At 28.8% G+C, this 15,655-nt stretch carries 15 protein-coding genes; 14 read left to right on the top strand and 1 reads right to left on the bottom strand.

Annotated elements, in window-relative coordinates; translation table 11 throughout:
* Positions 1-108 precede the first annotated feature (108 nt).
* Complete coding sequence (locus D2A34_RS01485) at positions 109-1,020, bottom strand: DMT family transporter (RefSeq protein ID WP_160357988.1); 912 nt, start codon at positions 1,018-1,020, stop codon at positions 109-111.
* A 131-nt stretch (positions 1,021-1,151) separates the two neighbouring features.
* On the opposite strand from D2A34_RS01485, the gene pdxR reads away from it, so the two are divergent.
* The 14 genes from pdxR to D2A34_RS01415 all read left to right on the top strand — a co-directional run bounded on the left by pdxR (position 1,152) and on the right by D2A34_RS01415 (position 15,629).
* A complete protein-coding gene (pdxR, locus tag D2A34_RS01480) occupies positions 1,152-2,561 on the top strand; it encodes a MocR-like pyridoxine biosynthesis transcription factor PdxR (RefSeq protein WP_079440192.1) in 1,410 nt (469 codons plus the stop codon).
* Positions 2,562-2,659: 98 nt separating this feature from the next.
* The gene (locus D2A34_RS01475; RefSeq protein ID WP_119365492.1) at positions 2,660-3,049 is read left to right on the top strand and encodes a MerR family transcriptional regulator; all 390 of its coding nucleotides are present in this window, start codon (positions 2,660-2,662) and stop codon (positions 3,047-3,049) included.
* Positions 3,027-3,818, top strand: a complete 792-nt coding sequence (locus tag D2A34_RS01470) for a carboxymuconolactone decarboxylase family protein (protein ID WP_119365491.1) — start codon at positions 3,027-3,029, stop codon at positions 3,816-3,818. Before D2A34_RS01475 ends, D2A34_RS01470 begins: the two co-directional genes overlap by 23 nt.
* A 646-nt stretch (positions 3,819-4,464) precedes the next feature.
* Positions 4,465-5,259, top strand: coding sequence for an AraC family transcriptional regulator (locus tag D2A34_RS01465; RefSeq protein ID WP_119365490.1), 795 nt, complete (start codon positions 4,465-4,467; stop codon positions 5,257-5,259).
* A gap of 128 nt (positions 5,260-5,387) precedes the next feature.
* Positions 5,388-6,314: a DMT family transporter gene (locus D2A34_RS01460; RefSeq protein ID WP_079440196.1), complete on the top strand. Its 927-nt coding sequence runs from the start codon at positions 5,388-5,390 to the stop codon at positions 6,312-6,314.
* A gap of 35 nt (positions 6,315-6,349) precedes the next feature.
* Positions 6,350-7,021, top strand: coding sequence for a response regulator transcription factor (locus D2A34_RS01455; RefSeq protein WP_119365489.1), 672 nt, complete (start codon positions 6,350-6,352; stop codon positions 7,019-7,021).
* On the top strand, positions 7,018-8,031 hold the full coding sequence (locus tag D2A34_RS01450; protein WP_079440198.1) for a sensor histidine kinase: 1,014 nt from the start codon (positions 7,018-7,020) through the stop codon (positions 8,029-8,031). The genes D2A34_RS01455 and D2A34_RS01450 overlap by 4 nt, the downstream gene beginning before the upstream one ends.
* Before the next feature lie 98 nt (positions 8,032-8,129).
* The gene (locus D2A34_RS01445) at positions 8,130-8,837 is read left to right on the top strand and encodes a cell wall-binding protein (RefSeq protein ID WP_243128203.1); all 708 of its coding nucleotides are present in this window, start codon (positions 8,130-8,132) and stop codon (positions 8,835-8,837) included.
* Between the two features lie 243 nt (positions 8,838-9,080).
* Positions 9,081-9,848 carry an ABC transporter ATP-binding protein gene (locus D2A34_RS01440; RefSeq protein WP_079440200.1) on the top strand — a complete coding sequence of 256 codons (768 nt, stop codon included), beginning with the start codon at positions 9,081-9,083 and terminating at the stop codon, positions 9,846-9,848.
* The gene (locus D2A34_RS01435) at positions 9,838-11,865 is read left to right on the top strand and encodes an ABC transporter permease (RefSeq protein ID WP_119365488.1); all 2,028 of its coding nucleotides are present in this window, start codon (positions 9,838-9,840) and stop codon (positions 11,863-11,865) included. Before D2A34_RS01440 ends, D2A34_RS01435 begins: the two co-directional genes overlap by 11 nt.
* A 282-nt stretch (positions 11,866-12,147) precedes the next feature.
* Positions 12,148-13,941 (top strand): sensor domain-containing diguanylate cyclase/phosphohydrolase, encoded by a 1,794-nt coding sequence (locus D2A34_RS01430; protein ID WP_119365487.1) that lies wholly within the window; start codon positions 12,148-12,150, stop codon positions 13,939-13,941.
* An 84-nt stretch (positions 13,942-14,025) separates the two neighbouring features.
* The gene (locus tag D2A34_RS26550; RefSeq protein WP_169896792.1) at positions 14,026-14,193 is read left to right on the top strand and encodes a hypothetical protein; all 168 of its coding nucleotides are present in this window, start codon (positions 14,026-14,028) and stop codon (positions 14,191-14,193) included.
* A gap of 113 nt (positions 14,194-14,306) precedes the next feature.
* Positions 14,307-14,678 carry a GerW family sporulation protein gene (locus D2A34_RS01420; protein ID WP_079440204.1) on the top strand — a complete coding sequence of 124 codons (372 nt, stop codon included), beginning with the start codon at positions 14,307-14,309 and terminating at the stop codon, positions 14,676-14,678.
* 138 nt (positions 14,679-14,816) lie between these two features.
* The gene (locus D2A34_RS01415; protein ID WP_119365486.1) at positions 14,817-15,629 is read left to right on the top strand and encodes a purine-nucleoside phosphorylase; all 813 of its coding nucleotides are present in this window, start codon (positions 14,817-14,819) and stop codon (positions 15,627-15,629) included.
* Positions 15,630-15,655: the final 26 nt, after the last annotated feature.

The following is a 15,655-nucleotide window of genomic DNA, read 5'->3' as shown; positions in this document are numbered from 1 at the left end:
TAATACTGATTTCATTTTTTCCTAATGTTTTAATAATATACTAGTAATAGAAAAGAAGCTTTAAGCAAGGGAAAATAAGTAAAACTAATATCCATGCATTTTTATAATCTATCTTCTGGTTGTAGCTCCACTTAGAATATTAGAACAAGAAAAATAAATTCCTAGGAGGATAAAGATTAGACTAATAATATGGATAGGTAATATTTTTTCTCTTAATACTATACTAGAGAGCAAAATACAGCTGATTGGCATAACTCCTGAAAATACAGCAGCATTATTCGCATCCACTTTTCTAATTCCTTTGAACCACAATATATAAGAAATTACAGAAACAAATACTCCGTTATATCCTATTGATAGGTATATTGTAGTATTTAAGTTAGTAAAATCAAAGGATAGAAGATCATGTAGAGCAAAGGGAATGAAACATAAGGTTGAAAATATTGTAATTATGGTTGTTCGGTATATTGGTGGAATTTGAATGTCATTTTTCTTACTCAATATAGAGAAAAGAGCTTCGCATAATACCGCTAAAAAAACTAACAGAGTTCCTTTAATAAAATTTACATTACTTGAAGGTAATATGAATAAGCTATAAATATTTATTAATAAGATTCCAAAGACAACAAATACAATTCCTAAGATTCTATTTAAATATAGCTTTTCTTTTAATATAAAGAAGGCTAATATCCCAATTATAGCTGGTGAAGTGCTTGTTATTAAGCCACTTTCAGATGCAGAGGTGAATTTTAATCCGAAAAAAAGCAGAATTCTAAATAAGAAAACTCCGGTAGTGGATTGAAAAAATAACATAAGCATTGTTCTCTTATCAATTTTAGGGAGCTCTTTTTTTATTCTGAAAGTCAAAGGTATTAATACAATCAATGCTGTTATAAGGCTTAATTCTGATGTTAAGAAAATAGGCAAGGTTTGAACTAATAATTTACTTACTACAACTGAGCTGCCAGCAATAAACATTGCTAATGTTAGTTCTAGATAAGCACTAAATTTATTTTTCATTTTGGATTCTCCTTCTATCATTGTAAGTTTATAGTATTTATTTTATAATAGTAGCACCTATAAAGTGGTTTATGTAGTTCCACTTAATATGGTTTTTTCTAGTACCACTTTTATTAGGAGATGATTAAGTAATGTGGTTAAGTATATATAAAAATAGTGATGTATCACTTATAAGACAGATTTATGGACAAATAAAATTACTTATATTGCAAGGTAAATTAGTTGAGGGAAGTAAGCTACCATCAACAAGGTGGCTTTCAGAAGATTTAAAAATATCTAGAAATGTTATTTTGGAAGCTTATGAACAGCTTATGGCCGAAGGTTATATTGAAAGTAGGCATGGGTCAGGTACAGTTGTTTCAAAAGGCACTTATTTTAAAAGAGAGACAATAAAGAAAAATCAAGTTATTTCAAGCAAGATTTTAAAAGAATATGACAATAATATAATTGATTTTCGATCTGGAATACCAGAATTAGGTATGTTTCCTAGAAGGGAATGGGGAAATTTATTTAATAAAATCTGTACTAATAGTTCATATTCAATATTTAGATATTGCAGTCCTGAAGGCGTAATGGAATTAAGACAAGAACTTTCAGAGTACTTATTTAGAACAAGAGGAATACAGTGTAGTCCGGAACAAATAGTGATTACTTCAGGTTCTACACAAGGACTATCTTTGATAGCAAAAATTCTATATAATCCTAATTCTGAAGTTGTTACAGAGGACCCTATTCATTATGGGCTATTAAATGTTATTTTATCTTGTGGATATTCAATAAATGCTGTTCCAGTTGATGATAAAGGATTAAAAACGGATATGATAAATCCAACAGGCAAAGTCGAATTCATATATGTAACACCATCTCATCAATTTCCATTAGGTGGAGTTATGCCAATACAGAGACGTATAGAACTTGTTAAATTTGCAGAAAAGAATAATTGTTATATTATTGAGGACGATTATGATAGTGAGTTTCGCTATGAGGGGCAACCAATAAGTTCACTCTATGAATTGGAGCCAAATAGAGTAATATATATTGGATCTTTTAGTAAGATTTTGGCTCCAGCATTGAGATTAGGTTATATGTTATTACCTAAAGAATTATTACACAGATATAGGAATTTAAAAATGTACACAGATGTACATACTGAATCTATTTCACAGCTTGTTTTGGCAAAGTTTATAAGCGAAGGAAAGTTAGAAAAGCATATATGGAAAATGAGAAAAGAATATAGTAAGAAACGACAGGAATTAATTAAAAATTTAGATGTTAATTTTCCTAACAAGTATATCATAAAAGGACAAGCAGCTGGTTTGCATTTGGTGGTTGAGTTCGAAGATATAACTTTTACAGAAGAAGTATTGAATAAAATTACAAGAGAAAGAGTGAAAGTATATCCAGTTGAAAGTTATGCAATACATAAAGGATATCATCAAAATGAAATTATTTTAGGATATGGACATTTGAGTGTTGAAGAAATAGAAAAAGGAATTATGAGGATTGGGAAGGTTTTAAAGAAGGATATATATAGAAATTAGTTATATTAACTAATTTAAAAAATTTGAACCAATTTGAGTTTTCACATTGACTTAAAGCGCGCTTTAAGTGATATTATTTTTTTTGTAGGAGGAAGTATATGTTAGAATTTGAAATAAGTGAGGTATCGAAAATAACCAAATTAAAAGCTCACACCTTACGGTACTACGAAAGTATTGGATTAATTAAAGATATTAAAAGAAATTCAGCGGGAAAAAGAATTTATACTGAACAAGATTTGAAATGGCTTGAAGTGATAAATAGACTTAGGGACACTGGAATGAATATAAGCAAGATGAAAGAATATGCAAGATTAAGACATATGGGAGATGATACAATCTCAGAAAGAAAAAATATGATGGAAAATCATTTGGAATCAATAAATAGAGAAATTAAAAAATTATTGGAAGCAAAAGACTATGTAGAAAATAAAATCAAGATTTATAATGAAATGGAGGAAAAGATTAATGAAAGAGGAAAGCAGATTTGAAAGAGGATATAGAAAATTACTTGAGATAGATGGAAAAGCTGGTCAAGAGGTAGAAAATGGTTTGAAGGATATATCTCCTGACTTGGGCAGATATATCATAGAGTACAGCTTTGGTGATATTTATTCAAGAGATGGACTTGATTTAAAGTCAAAAGAAATTGCAGTAGTTGCAGCATTAACAGCATTAGGAAATGCGCAGCCGCAGTTAAAAGTTCATATAAATGGAGCTCTAAATGTTGGGTGTACAATTAATGAGATTAAAGAAGTGATAATTCAAATGTCAGGATATTCTGGTTTTCCAACATCTATAAATGCAATGAATGCATTAAAAGACGTGATTAATGAACGAAAAATGGAAGGTATGAATGATATTGTTGGAGACGAACCTACAAATGAAATACTGCCATCAGAGAGGTATGAAGTTGGGGTGAAGGAGCTCTCAGAATTAGATAGTAATCAAGTGAAAGTTCTTGAAGAAGCGTATAATGATTTTGCACCAGACTTAGTTAAGCTTGTAGTAAATAGCTATGCAGATATTATTGGCAGAAATAATTTGAGTAAAAGATATAGGCAGATTGCTACAATTGCAGCGTTAACAGCCTTGGGAAATGCTAAACCACAATTGAAGTTTCATATAAATGCAGGACTGAATATTGGGTTAACAATAGATGAGGTAAATGAAATCATGCTTTTGATGACTGTGTTTGCGGGATTTCCAGCAGCAATAAATGGGACAAATACTTTAAAAGAAGTTGTGAATGAAAGATAAAATAAGTCCATCATAGATAAACAACATATAACTTAGACTTATGTATATAACTCAACGAAATAAGAAACATACGTTTGTTCCAGTTTCTAGGGAATTTTTATGGGCAATTCTAAGGCTATAAGTTGTGCCCAAAGTGCTAGCATCAAAGAACAAGCTCTGAACTAGCACATTTGGAACAACTTATAGCCTAAGAATTACATCCATCAAAATTCCCAATGAAACATTCCACAAAAGTATGTTTCTTATTTCTAGTTGAGATATTTTTCAAAGTATAAGTTTAAGTCTTAATTTGTTTATCTATATAGATATCTAACATATAACTTACCGAAATTATAAATATTTTTATTCCGAAAAACTATGAAAATATTTATAATTTTTAGTGAAAATAGTAACAAAAGTTTTACCGAGATTTTAAAAATATTTATTTATAAGTAGAATACTAATTTGAATATCTATGAACAAGCACGTAACCTAGACTTATGCTATAATCCGCCATAAAGTAGAAATATTGTTGCATCCTAAAGGGCATGATAATTTCGGAGGATTATGAATAAATCGACGAAAATGCTAAATGTAATTGGTAAATATGGTATATAATTAGTATATTATATAAGTGATTTAATAAGAGTAATATTGGGGGAGAGAAATGACTGGGATACGATATTCTTTTAATAGTAATAATAGAAATATTGAAATAAAAAGATGTAATAACGCTATACATTCATCAAAGACTCACTTTCATGAAGAAGTTTCTATAGGATTAATTGAAAGTGGGAGTTCTAAAACTGAAATAGAAGGAAATATCTACGACCTTACAAAGAATACATTTCTAATAATACCTCCCAATATTTCTCATAGATGTAATCCAGAAAACTATGAAAATTGGAATTTTAAAATGTTATATATTAATACAGAATGGTTTAAATCAGGATTCAATACTAATAGTAAAGATATAGGATTTGATTATATGAAAATAAATGAAAAGATATTTTTAGATGTAGTTAAATTAATTGATGATATTGAAAAGGGAAATGATACTATAGAAAATGAATCAAAATTATTAAATTACATTTCTCTTTTACTCAACAATGACAAATTGTATCTGGATGAAAATGTATCAGAAAATATCAATTCAAATATTAGAAAGATTAAGGAATATGTAGACTTAAACTATTTGGAGGATATAAGACTTGAAGATTTGTCTAATATAATAAATATAAGTAAATTTTATTTAATCAGAAAATTTAATGATTATTATGGTTTATCTCCACATCAATATATAACTAATTTGAGAATAAATCATGCTAAGAGATTATTACAAACTAATAAAGATTTTGTTAGTGTAGCTATTGAAAGTGGCTTTTATGATCAGAGTCATTTTATAAAGAATTTTAAGGAGTATACTGGGGTAACACCAATGATATATAAAAGAAATATCTAAGTCGGTTCAATTTTTTACAATACTAATTTTAAAATTAAATTTATAATTACTTAGGTTCATAGCAGGACTAAATAATAATTAATTACTCTAATAGGTAATTAATTAAAAAGCTAAAGGAGTAATTATAAATGAAAAGTAAGATTATTTTTGCAAATTTAATGGCTATTTTGACTATACTTATCTGGGGGACAACTTTTATTTCAACTAAAATATTGTTAACCGAGCTTTCGCCAGAAGAAATTTTGGCTTATCGCTTTTTTATAGCATTTCTTATTTTAATTGTTATTTGTCCTAAAAATTTTAAATTTCTACCGTTAAAAGAGGAAATGCTATTTGTTCTTCTAGGAGCTAGTGGAATATCTTTATACTATTGGACTGAAAATTTAGCACTAAAATATACGTATGCATCAAATGTTGGTCTTATATCTTCTTCTATACCTATTTTTACAGCATTAATCTCTCATTTTATATTTAATAATGAAAAATTCACAGTTAATATGTTATTTGGATTTATTATAGCATTTATAGGAATATCTATTGTTATATATAATGGAAAAGTATTAAGATTAAACCCAAGGGGAGATTTTATGGCAATAATTTCTGCAATTTTATTTTCTATATATTCAGTTTTAATAAAAAAGGTAGATAATAAATATGATCAGCTTTTAATAGTGAAAAAGACATTCTTTTATGGTGTTATAACTATGCTGCCTATTTTATTTATCACAAAGGTTAATATAACAAAGGTGCCAAATTTGAGGACAGATATTATTTTGAATTTATTGTTTCTTTCAATATTTGCATCAGTACTTTGTTTTCTAATGTGGAATAAAGCGGTAAAGGTTATAGGAGCAGTAAAAACTACAAATTATATATATTTTGTGCCGATAATCACAATGATATCATCTAGCATTGTTTTGGGTGAAAAAATCAGCGGATTAATGATACTTGGAGGAATGTTAATATTTTGTGGTGTTTATGTAAGCCAGGGTAAATGGGGGAATAATATACTTAACTTCAAAATTAATAAAGCCGATAATATAAGCGGATCTTAAGATTTGCATTTGTATAAAAAGGGAGAATAATTCATATGTCTAAAATTATGATAGTAGAAGATAATGAAAATATGAAAAAAGAACTTATTGAATTTTTAACACGTTATGGATACGATGCTTATTCACCAAGCGATTATGAAAATATAGTAAAGATAGCCTTAGATGACGAACCTAATTTGATTTTACTTGATATAAATCTTCCTTACTATGATGGATATTATATATGCAGGGAAATTAGAAAAGAAAAAGATATACCTATAATAATTGTAACGAGCAGAGATAGTGAGATGGATGAAATTATGAGTATGAATCTTGGAGCGGATGATTTTATAACAAAACCATATAATACTCAAATATTACTTGCCAGAATAGCAGCCGTATTAAGGCGTGTTTCTGGCAATAATTCAATCCAAGAAATAGTCGAACATAAAGGATTAAAACTGAATGTTACTAACGGAAGTGTGAGTTTTAATGGAAATAACATTGACCTTACTAAAAATGAGTTAAAGATACTACTCTGTTTGCTAAAAAACAAGGGAGGTATAGTGAGTAGAGAAGACTTAATGGATTATTTGTGGAATTCAGATCTTTACGTTGATGATAATACCTTATCCGTAAATGTGACTAGGATTAGAAAGAAATTATGTGAAATAGGTTTTAACGATGGAATAGAAACAAAGAGAGGACTCGGATATATACTATTATGAAAATAAAAGACTATTTTGCTTCAAAAGTTCCATATCTCATAATGAATCTGATAATATACCTATTAACGTTGGTTATAATGAGTGTAGTAAAAACACCAAGTGTAATAATGTTTGTGATTTTTCTTATTTGGTTTTGTCCATTAATCATATATATTCTGATTGATTTTTTTGCTAAGAAGAAATTTTATGATGATATTATTGGAATCCTTGATAAGTTAGATAAAAAATACCTTTTACCGGAAGTCATAAGATCTCCTAATTATTATGAAGGAAAAATTATTTATGAAGTTTTGAGTGATTGTAATAGAAATATGCATGAGCACGTTAATTTTTATAAGCATCTTCAAAACGAATATAGAGAGTATATTGAAACTTGGGTTCATGAAATCAAAACACCAATATCTTCTTCTAAATTGATTATTGAAAATAGTGAAGGTAAAGAGAAAAATGCTCTAGGAGATGAAATTAGAAAGATTGAAGAATACATAAATCAAGCTTTATATTATTCTAGAAGCACAGATGTCAATAATGATTATATAGTAAGGGAATTTGAGATAAAAGAAGCAGTTAAAGAGGCCATTAGAAATAATAGACGCGATTTTATAAACAAAAAGATATCTGTTGATATTGAAAAAGTATCAGGGACAGTTATTACAGATATTAAATGGGTGAAATTTATTATAAACCAAATTATAATTAATTCTATAAAATATAGTAGAAGTGAAAATGCAATGGTAAGAGTAAGTACAACACTTGGAAAAGATAACTTAATATTGGCTATTGAGGATAATGGAATAGGGATTCCACAAAGTGATGTTAATAGAGTTTTTGATAAAGGATTTACAGGGGAAAATGGGAGAAAGTATGGAAAATCTACAGGAATAGGACTTTATTTGTGTAAAAAGCTTAGTGATAAATTGAGTATTGGAATAAATCTAAGTTCAGTTAAAGGTGAGGGAACCAGAGTTAATGTAATTTTTCCGATTGGTGACTTTACAAATATACGGTAATATTTAATACATTTGTTTTTGAATATAAAGTTAATTTATTAAGTTGAGGCCTATATACTGGGATATTAGATTTAGGGAGGAATTTTAGAATGTATCGGATGAGCAGGAAATTTATTTGTTTAATATTATTTGCAGCAGTAATTACTGCAAGCTGCGTTTCAACCAATGCTTATGCATTATGGGAGGAAGATAATTATCAATGGAAATATATTGGGGATTATGGATATGTAACAGGATGGCAGGAAATAGATAATAGGTGGTATTATTTTAACCCAGAAGATGGGACCATGAAGAGAGGATGGTTTTACGACACTCAATACAATAAGTGGTATTATTTAAGTGCTGATGGTGATATGGTCCATTCTAAAACAACATCGAACTATCCACAAGAATTGAATAATATTTATGAGAAAATAAAGCAATATGTAAATGAAGAAATAACCTATAAATGGACGAATAATATCGATGGAAATATATTTATGTGTTTCATAAGTAAGAATAACGGGGGCACTAGACAGTTCTATTATCACGTATTAACTGGCAACGTATATGAAATGAAGAATGGTAATCTTACAAACCTTGCAACTCATGAAGTATTTAATATTTTCACTGAAGAGCAAGCTGTCCAGGTGATAAAGGATTATCTTTCAAAAGGTTATAAATATATCCCACAAATAATTAAAGTAGATTCTGATGATGGAGAATCGTATTTGGTTCATTGCTATGATGATAAGGGATACTATTATGAATCTAATAGCTGGTATTATGTAAATAAGACTACTAGAGAAGTTAGACCTATGATATAAAATGTAGAGATTACAAGCAGAGTAAGGGAAGAGTATAATTCCTTACTCTTTTATTATGTCTAGTAATAGATTATTTGATATACTTTGAGTTAGGAAAATTAACTTACAAAATTGTAAGTTAGTTGAAAGGTACTTCAATATGAAATAGATACAGTTAGTTTTAAAATATATTCATGGAGCAAATAAGAAGATAATAAAATTGGATTATATCTGCTTATTAATTAACCAATTAGGAGGAGCATTATGGAAAATATTTTAAATGTACAGAATGTAGAAAAATATTATGGAAATAAAGAGAATGTGACAAAGGCGCTTGATAATATAAGTTTCAAGGTTGAGAAGGGAGAATTTGTAGGAATAATGGGCCCTTCAGGTAGTGGTAAGACGACCCTTTTAAATTGTATATCTACTATAGATAAAATTACAACTGGAGCTATTGTAATTGATGAAGATGATATCACGAGGTTAAAGAATAAAAAATTAGAAAAATTCAGAAGAGATAAGTTAGGCTTTATATTTCAAGATTTTAATTTATTAGATACATTGACTGCATATGAAAATATAGCATTAGCATTAACTATAGCGGGAAAAAAGGGAAATGAAGTTGATGAACTGGTTAAGAAATCATCTAAGAGTTTAGATATATTGGATGTGTTAAATAAATATCCATATCAAATGTCAGGAGGGCAAAAACAAAGAGTAGCTGCGGCGAGAGCAATAGTTAATAACCCTAAATTAATTTTAGCAGATGAACCTACTGGTGCATTAGATTCTAAATCAGCAAAATTATTACTAAATTCTATTGAAAGATTAAATCACGAGTTGGATGCAACCATTTTGATGGTAACTCATGATGCTTTTACAGCAAGTTATGCTCATAGAATATTATTTATAAAGGACGGTAAAATTTTTAACGAAATTGTAAGAGGCGAAGATTCAAGAAAAGAATTTTTTAACAAGATAATAGATATTGTTACACTTCTTGGAGGTGACTCAAAAGATGTATTTTAAAATAGCCTTAAATAATGTTAAAAAAAGTTTTAAGGATTATACTATCTACTTTTTAACTTTAACTTTTGCAGTATGTATATTTTATAGTTTTAATTCAATTGGATCTCAATCTGTAATGGCAGATATGAACGCAGGACAAACTGAGTATGTTAAAACTATGGAAAGGCTTATTTCTGTTATATCAGTTGGAGTTTCAGTCATATTAGGTGGGTTAATAATATATGCTACTAAATTTTTGATTAGTAAGAGAAAAAAAGAGTTTGGCATTTATATGGTTTTAGGCATGGGAAAAAGGAAAATGTCAAAGATATTATTTTTTGAAACTTTATTTATTGGGATAATATCGTTAATTGCAGGACTATTACTTGGAATGTTATTTGCCCAAATACTTTCAATATTTACAGCGAAACTTTTTGCTATACAAATGACTAAATATAGTTTTGTTATCTCTACGAGTGCGATACTTAAAACCGTTTTATATTTTGGAATAATGTATCTATTAGTTATGATATTTAATGTAATCATTGTTTCAAGATATAAATTAATTGATTTAATATGCGCAGACAGAAAAAATGAAAGAGTAAAAATAAGAAATACTTATATTGCAGCAACTATGTTGATTTTATCATTAGCTATTTTAGGATACGCATATTACTTGGTTAATCTTGCGGGCTTAGATTTTTATGATACCAGATTTAAAGCCTCAATAGTACTTGGAATCGTAGGTACAGCATTTTTCTTTTATGGAATAGCTTCAGTTATGTTTCTGCTGCTTCAAAGGAATAAAAGCTTATATCTAAATGGATTGAATATTTTTAGTATAAGACAAATCTCAAGTAAGTTTAATACTAATTTCATTTCTATGACTATAATTTGTTTAATGCTATTTGTTACTATAGGGACATTATCAACTGGATTAGGAGTAAAGAATTCTTTAGAAGGTACATTAAAAAATCAAACTCCATTTGATGCATCGTTTCAAGCAGTTGATGATAATAATAAGAAAGTCTCAATAATGGACGCCTTGAAACAGTTAGATTATAATTTAGAAGGTAACGCTGAGTATGTTATATTTGAGCAATATCAATATAATATGAGCACTAAAAATTTATTAGATGAATATGCCACAACTAATGAGGATAAACAAATCATAAACTTAAAAGTATTTGAGAAAACTAATATGATTAAGCTGTCAGAATATAATGACATAAGAAAATTAAAAGGAAAGCCAAGTGTGAATTTGCAATATAATGAAATAATTGTATCTTCAAACTATGAGCCGCTAAAAGGCATACTTAAATCATTTGTTGAAAAAGAAAAGACAATAAATATAGCGGACAAAGAATATAAAATAAAAGACGGAGAAATAGAAACGGAAGCTCTAACAACATCGCCTACAAGTGATAACATATTTAATTTAATAGTACCAGATGATTTAGTAAAAGGATTAGAAGTATCTGATGAAACAATTAACTTGAATTTTGTCGGTGATAATAGAGAAGAATCTAAAAAAGAGTTGACCGCTATTTTAAGTAATTTTGCATTTGATAATAATTCTGCGTATAAAAACTTAAACTTTATAATTCATGGATGTACTAGAGAAATGGCATATGATATGAGCAGAGGATTATCTGCAATGATATTGTTTATAGCTATTTATATGGGAATTGTATTCTTATTATCAAGTGCAGCAGTTCTTGCAATTCAGCAATTATCGCAATGTAATGATTCGTTAGAAAGGTATAGATCATTAAGAAAAATTGGTGCAACAAGAAGTATGATTAATAGAAGTATTTTTAAGCAAGTGTCTATATTCTTTATCTTACCATTAGCACTTTCGATAGTTCACTCATATGTTGGGATCAAAGTAGTGAATCAATATTTAGTTGCACTAGGTGCTGGAAATAAGCTTGAACCAATTATTATAACGGCCTTAATGATGGTTGTTGTATATGGTGGATATTTATATGCAACATATGTATCATATAGAAATATAACTGATAGTGAATATAATTAACTTTAAGTATATAAAGCTTATAAACTGATTTAAATTAGGATTTGTAACTTATATATATTTAAAACATACTCAATACTAGAAAAAGAGGGTATTCTTTTGCAGAGCGTTGTATTTTATAGCAACAAGGCAACAGGGTACCTTTTTTCATGTAATTATGCCCACTTAATCCTAGCTTTTGCATTGGAAATCTATAATATTTGTGGTTGCTTTTATAGACATTTATGTTATGAGAGGGTAAAATTGAATTTAAGTAACATAACTAATAAAGGGGAACACCAGAGTATGGATGAAAAGTGTTTAGGGAAGATATATAGATCATTTCTAAATTACATACCTTGGCCAGTATGGATTGAAGAAATTGATTCTACCATAATATTTTTTAATAAGCGTTATGAAGAAATGTATAATGTAAGATTAGAAGATGTTATAGGGAAGAAAAATGAAGAGGCTTTTCCGATAGAAAAAGCAAAAATATATAATGAGCAAATAAAGGAATGCCTTGATAATCTCGAATTGAATGTTGTGGAAGGAATAGTAAATGGAGCAGTTGTTGAGTGCTTTATCTTTCCAATATTAAATGAGGAGAGCAAGCCTTACGCGGTTGCAGGAATAATAGTAGATATAAATGATAGAAAATTAAGAGAGGCTGAGGTTGAAGAACAAAAAAATATATTAAGAACAATAATAGATGCAGTTCCAGAATCAATCTTTTATAAAGATAAGGAAAGCAGGTTTATAGGATATAATAAAAAGTTCGAAGAGTTTTACAATAAAAGAGGTGTAACCGATATAATCGGTAAGACGGATTTAGAAATATATAATGATAAAGAAGTGGCCTCAAAGTTCATTGAACAAGATGAGAAGATTATGAATACTAAGAAGGCAACTTATTTTGAACAGAGGATAAAAAATGAAAATGGCAGGGAAGTTGTAGAAGAGAATGTAAAGATACCTGTTATAGATAAGAGGGGAGACGTATGGGGATTAGTTGGCTTGTCTAGAGATATAACTGACAGAAAAATTATGGAGGAGAAGCTTCGATACCTTAGCGAAACAGATATACTTACAGGATTATATAATAGATATAGTTTTGAAGAGAAAGTTAAGGAATTAAACTATAATGAATATCTTCCGCTAGGAATAATAATGGGAGATGTTAATGGACTAAAATTAGTTAATGATGCATTAGGACATTTAGACGGAGATAATTTATTAAGAAGCATAGCACAAATACTCAAGGATATATGCCAGCCGGATGGATATGTATTTAGATGGGGTGGAGATGAATTTATAATACTTCTTCCAAACTGCAATGAATTAAAGTGTGAGCAGATTATTCGAGACATTACTAAAGAATGTGAACAAGCTGAACATAAATTTATGCAATTAAGTATTGCATTAGGAGAAGCTATTAAACATTCTTTAGAGGATAATATATATGATTGTATCACTAAGGTAGAGGAAAAAGTATATCGCCAGAAGCTGTTAGAAAAGAAAAGTATTAGAAGCTCAATAATGGAATCGCTAAAAAAAAGCTTGGAAGAAAAAAATATGGAAACAAATGAGCATACTGAAAGAGTATCTCAATATGCGCTTGCTATAGGGAAAAAACTTCAGTTAAAAATATCAGATTTAGATGAATTAGCGCTGGTCGCCAGCTTACACGACATAGGAAAAATAGGAGTTAATGAAGATATATTATTAAAACCTGGAAAATTAACCGAAGAAGAATTTGAGATAATGAAAACTCACACAGAAAAAGGGTATAGAATCATTAATGCATCAAGTGAGCTTGGTAATATAGCGAAATGCGTGCTAACACATCATGAAAAATGGAATGGTACAGGATATCCTTTAGGTCTAAAAGAAGAAGAAATACCTTTAATAGCAAGAATAATAAATGTTGCTGATTCTTACGATGTAATGACTAATGATAGAGTGTATAAAAAGGCTATGAGTAAAGAGGAGGCTGTTAAGGAATTAATAAGATGTTCAGGGACACAATTTGATCCTAAAATAGTTGAATGTTTTATAGATAGTTTAAATATTGAAGATAGTTTAACTAATGTATATTGAAATTTTATTTTAATTTTGAGTTTGTTTAAAAAGATGTTTCGAAATGATTACACCAATTTCGAAACATCTTTTTATTACAAAATTATGATTATAAGAGGTGAAAATGAGCCGGATTTAAAAATCAAAGTTTATAAATTAAATGCTTATACTAAAAAATTATTTGTAGAATATATGAAAGAACAAAGAAAACAAAGAAAAGGATTTAAATTTAGAAAAGTTGGCAAGGATTTACTAAAGGGGTCATTTAAATAAATTATAAGAAAAGATATAAGAAGCCACTAAATAATTAAAGGATCCTGAAACTTTTTAAAATAGATATGTGTATCAGTTATTGGAATAAATCATAAATTTGGGAGGAAGTAACAATGGAGAATAATGCTTTGAAAGAAAATTTAGAGTCATTATTTAGTAATTTAGGAAGGTTTATAAAAACAGAAACAGTTGTAGGAGAACCTATTACTGTAGGAGAAGTGACTCTTGTACCAATCGTAAGTGTTATGTTTGGAATTGGTACAGGTGAAGGTATTAAAGGAATGAATGGAACAGGTTCTGGAGGAGGCGGGGGGGCTGTAATATCACCAAACGCTATTTTAGTGATTAAAAAAGATGAGGTTACAATGTTACCTATAAATGAAAATAATAATCTTGATAATCTTCGAAATATGGTACCCGATATAATTTCAAAAATTAACGTGAAAAAATATAAAGAAAATGATAAGAAAATAGAAGAGCAATAGTATTAGATTTGTACATTTTAATGATTTAATTAATTTGAACACACCAGAATATAAAATTTTTAGTGTGTTTTTCATCGAAATATTGTAAATTATATATTGTGTAATCATTATTTAGTTTAAACATTAGGAGGGAATAAAATGTACGATAAAATAATGGAATCAGTAAATTATATTCAAGGAAAAATAAATAGAAATCCTAAAATTGCAATAATACTTGGGTCTGGATTAGGTGATTTAGTTAACGAAGTTAGTGAAATAGAAGATATACCTTATGAAAGTATACCAAATTTCCCAGTGTCAACTGTAAAAGGGCATGAAGGGAAATTGGTGTTTGGTAAAATAAATAATATAGAAGTTCTTCTAATGCAAGGAAGATTTCATTATTATGAGGGATACACAATGAAGGAAGTTACGTATCCTGTATATGTAATGAAAAAATTGGGCATTGAAAAAATTATTTTAACTAATGCATGCGGCGGTATAAATAAGAGCTTTAAACCAGGAACACTAATGCTTATTAACGATTTTATAAATCTGTTTGGAGATAACCCTTTGATTGGTGTAAATGATGACAGGTTAGGACCAAGATTCCCAGATATGTCAGAACCATATAAGTTAGAGCTTATAGAAAAAGCAAAAGAAGTTGGAGATAGATTGGGAATAGAATATGCTGAAGGTATTTATGCAGGATTTATGGGGCCTTACTATGAAACAGCAGCGGAAATTGTGATGATTGGAAGGCATGGAGCTGATGCAGTTGGAATGTCAACAGTACCAGAAACAATAGTAGCTAATTATTTAGGCATGGATGTACTTGGGATAGCATGTATTACTAATATGGCTACAGGCATACAAAAAGTAAAGCATTCACATGAAAGAGTAGTGGAAACAGCTAAGAAGGTTTCTGTTGATTTATGTAGATGGGTATCAGAACTTATAAAAGAGATTTAATTTTATTTGTAATCTTAAGGTAGTTT

The organism is Clostridium chromiireducens (assembly GCF_003575225.1).
In the GTDB taxonomy this organism is placed as follows: domain Bacteria; phylum Bacillota; class Clostridia; order Clostridiales; family Clostridiaceae; genus Clostridium; species Clostridium chromiireducens.
The sequence above is the reverse complement of the archived record's forward strand: the minus strand, read 5'-3'. Positions and strand labels throughout refer to the sequence as shown.

Bases quoted from the DNA above. Each gene is read 5' to 3' on its own strand.
- D2A34_RS01485 (WP_160357988.1), bottom strand. From the start codon at position 1,020: ATGAAAAATAAATTTAGTGCTTATCTAGAACTAACATTAGCAATGTTT.
- pdxR (WP_079440192.1), top strand. From the start codon at position 1,152: ATGTGGTTAAGTATATATAAAAATAGTGATGTATCACTTATAAGACAG.
- D2A34_RS01475 (WP_119365492.1), top strand. From the start codon at position 2,660: ATGTTAGAATTTGAAATAAGTGAGGTATCGAAAATAACCAAATTAAAA.
- D2A34_RS01470 (WP_119365491.1), top strand. From the start codon at position 3,027: ATGAAAGAGGAAAGCAGATTTGAAAGAGGATATAGAAAATTACTTGAG.
- D2A34_RS01465 (WP_119365490.1), top strand. From the start codon at position 4,465: ATGACTGGGATACGATATTCTTTTAATAGTAATAATAGAAATATTGAA.
- D2A34_RS01460 (WP_079440196.1), top strand. From the start codon at position 5,388: ATGAAAAGTAAGATTATTTTTGCAAATTTAATGGCTATTTTGACTATA.
- D2A34_RS01455 (WP_119365489.1), top strand. From the start codon at position 6,350: ATGTCTAAAATTATGATAGTAGAAGATAATGAAAATATGAAAAAAGAA.
- D2A34_RS01450 (WP_079440198.1), top strand. From the start codon at position 7,018: ATGAAAATAAAAGACTATTTTGCTTCAAAAGTTCCATATCTCATAATG.
- D2A34_RS01445 (WP_243128203.1), top strand. From the start codon at position 8,130: ATGAGCAGGAAATTTATTTGTTTAATATTATTTGCAGCAGTAATTACT.
- D2A34_RS01440 (WP_079440200.1), top strand. From the start codon at position 9,081: ATGGAAAATATTTTAAATGTACAGAATGTAGAAAAATATTATGGAAAT.
- D2A34_RS01435 (WP_119365488.1), top strand. From the start codon at position 9,838: ATGTATTTTAAAATAGCCTTAAATAATGTTAAAAAAAGTTTTAAGGAT.
- D2A34_RS01430 (WP_119365487.1), top strand. From the start codon at position 12,148: ATGGATGAAAAGTGTTTAGGGAAGATATATAGATCATTTCTAAATTAC.
- D2A34_RS26550 (WP_169896792.1), top strand. From the start codon at position 14,026: ATGATTATAAGAGGTGAAAATGAGCCGGATTTAAAAATCAAAGTTTAT.
- D2A34_RS01420 (WP_079440204.1), top strand. From the start codon at position 14,307: ATGGAGAATAATGCTTTGAAAGAAAATTTAGAGTCATTATTTAGTAAT.
- D2A34_RS01415 (WP_119365486.1), top strand. From the start codon at position 14,817: ATGTACGATAAAATAATGGAATCAGTAAATTATATTCAAGGAAAAATA.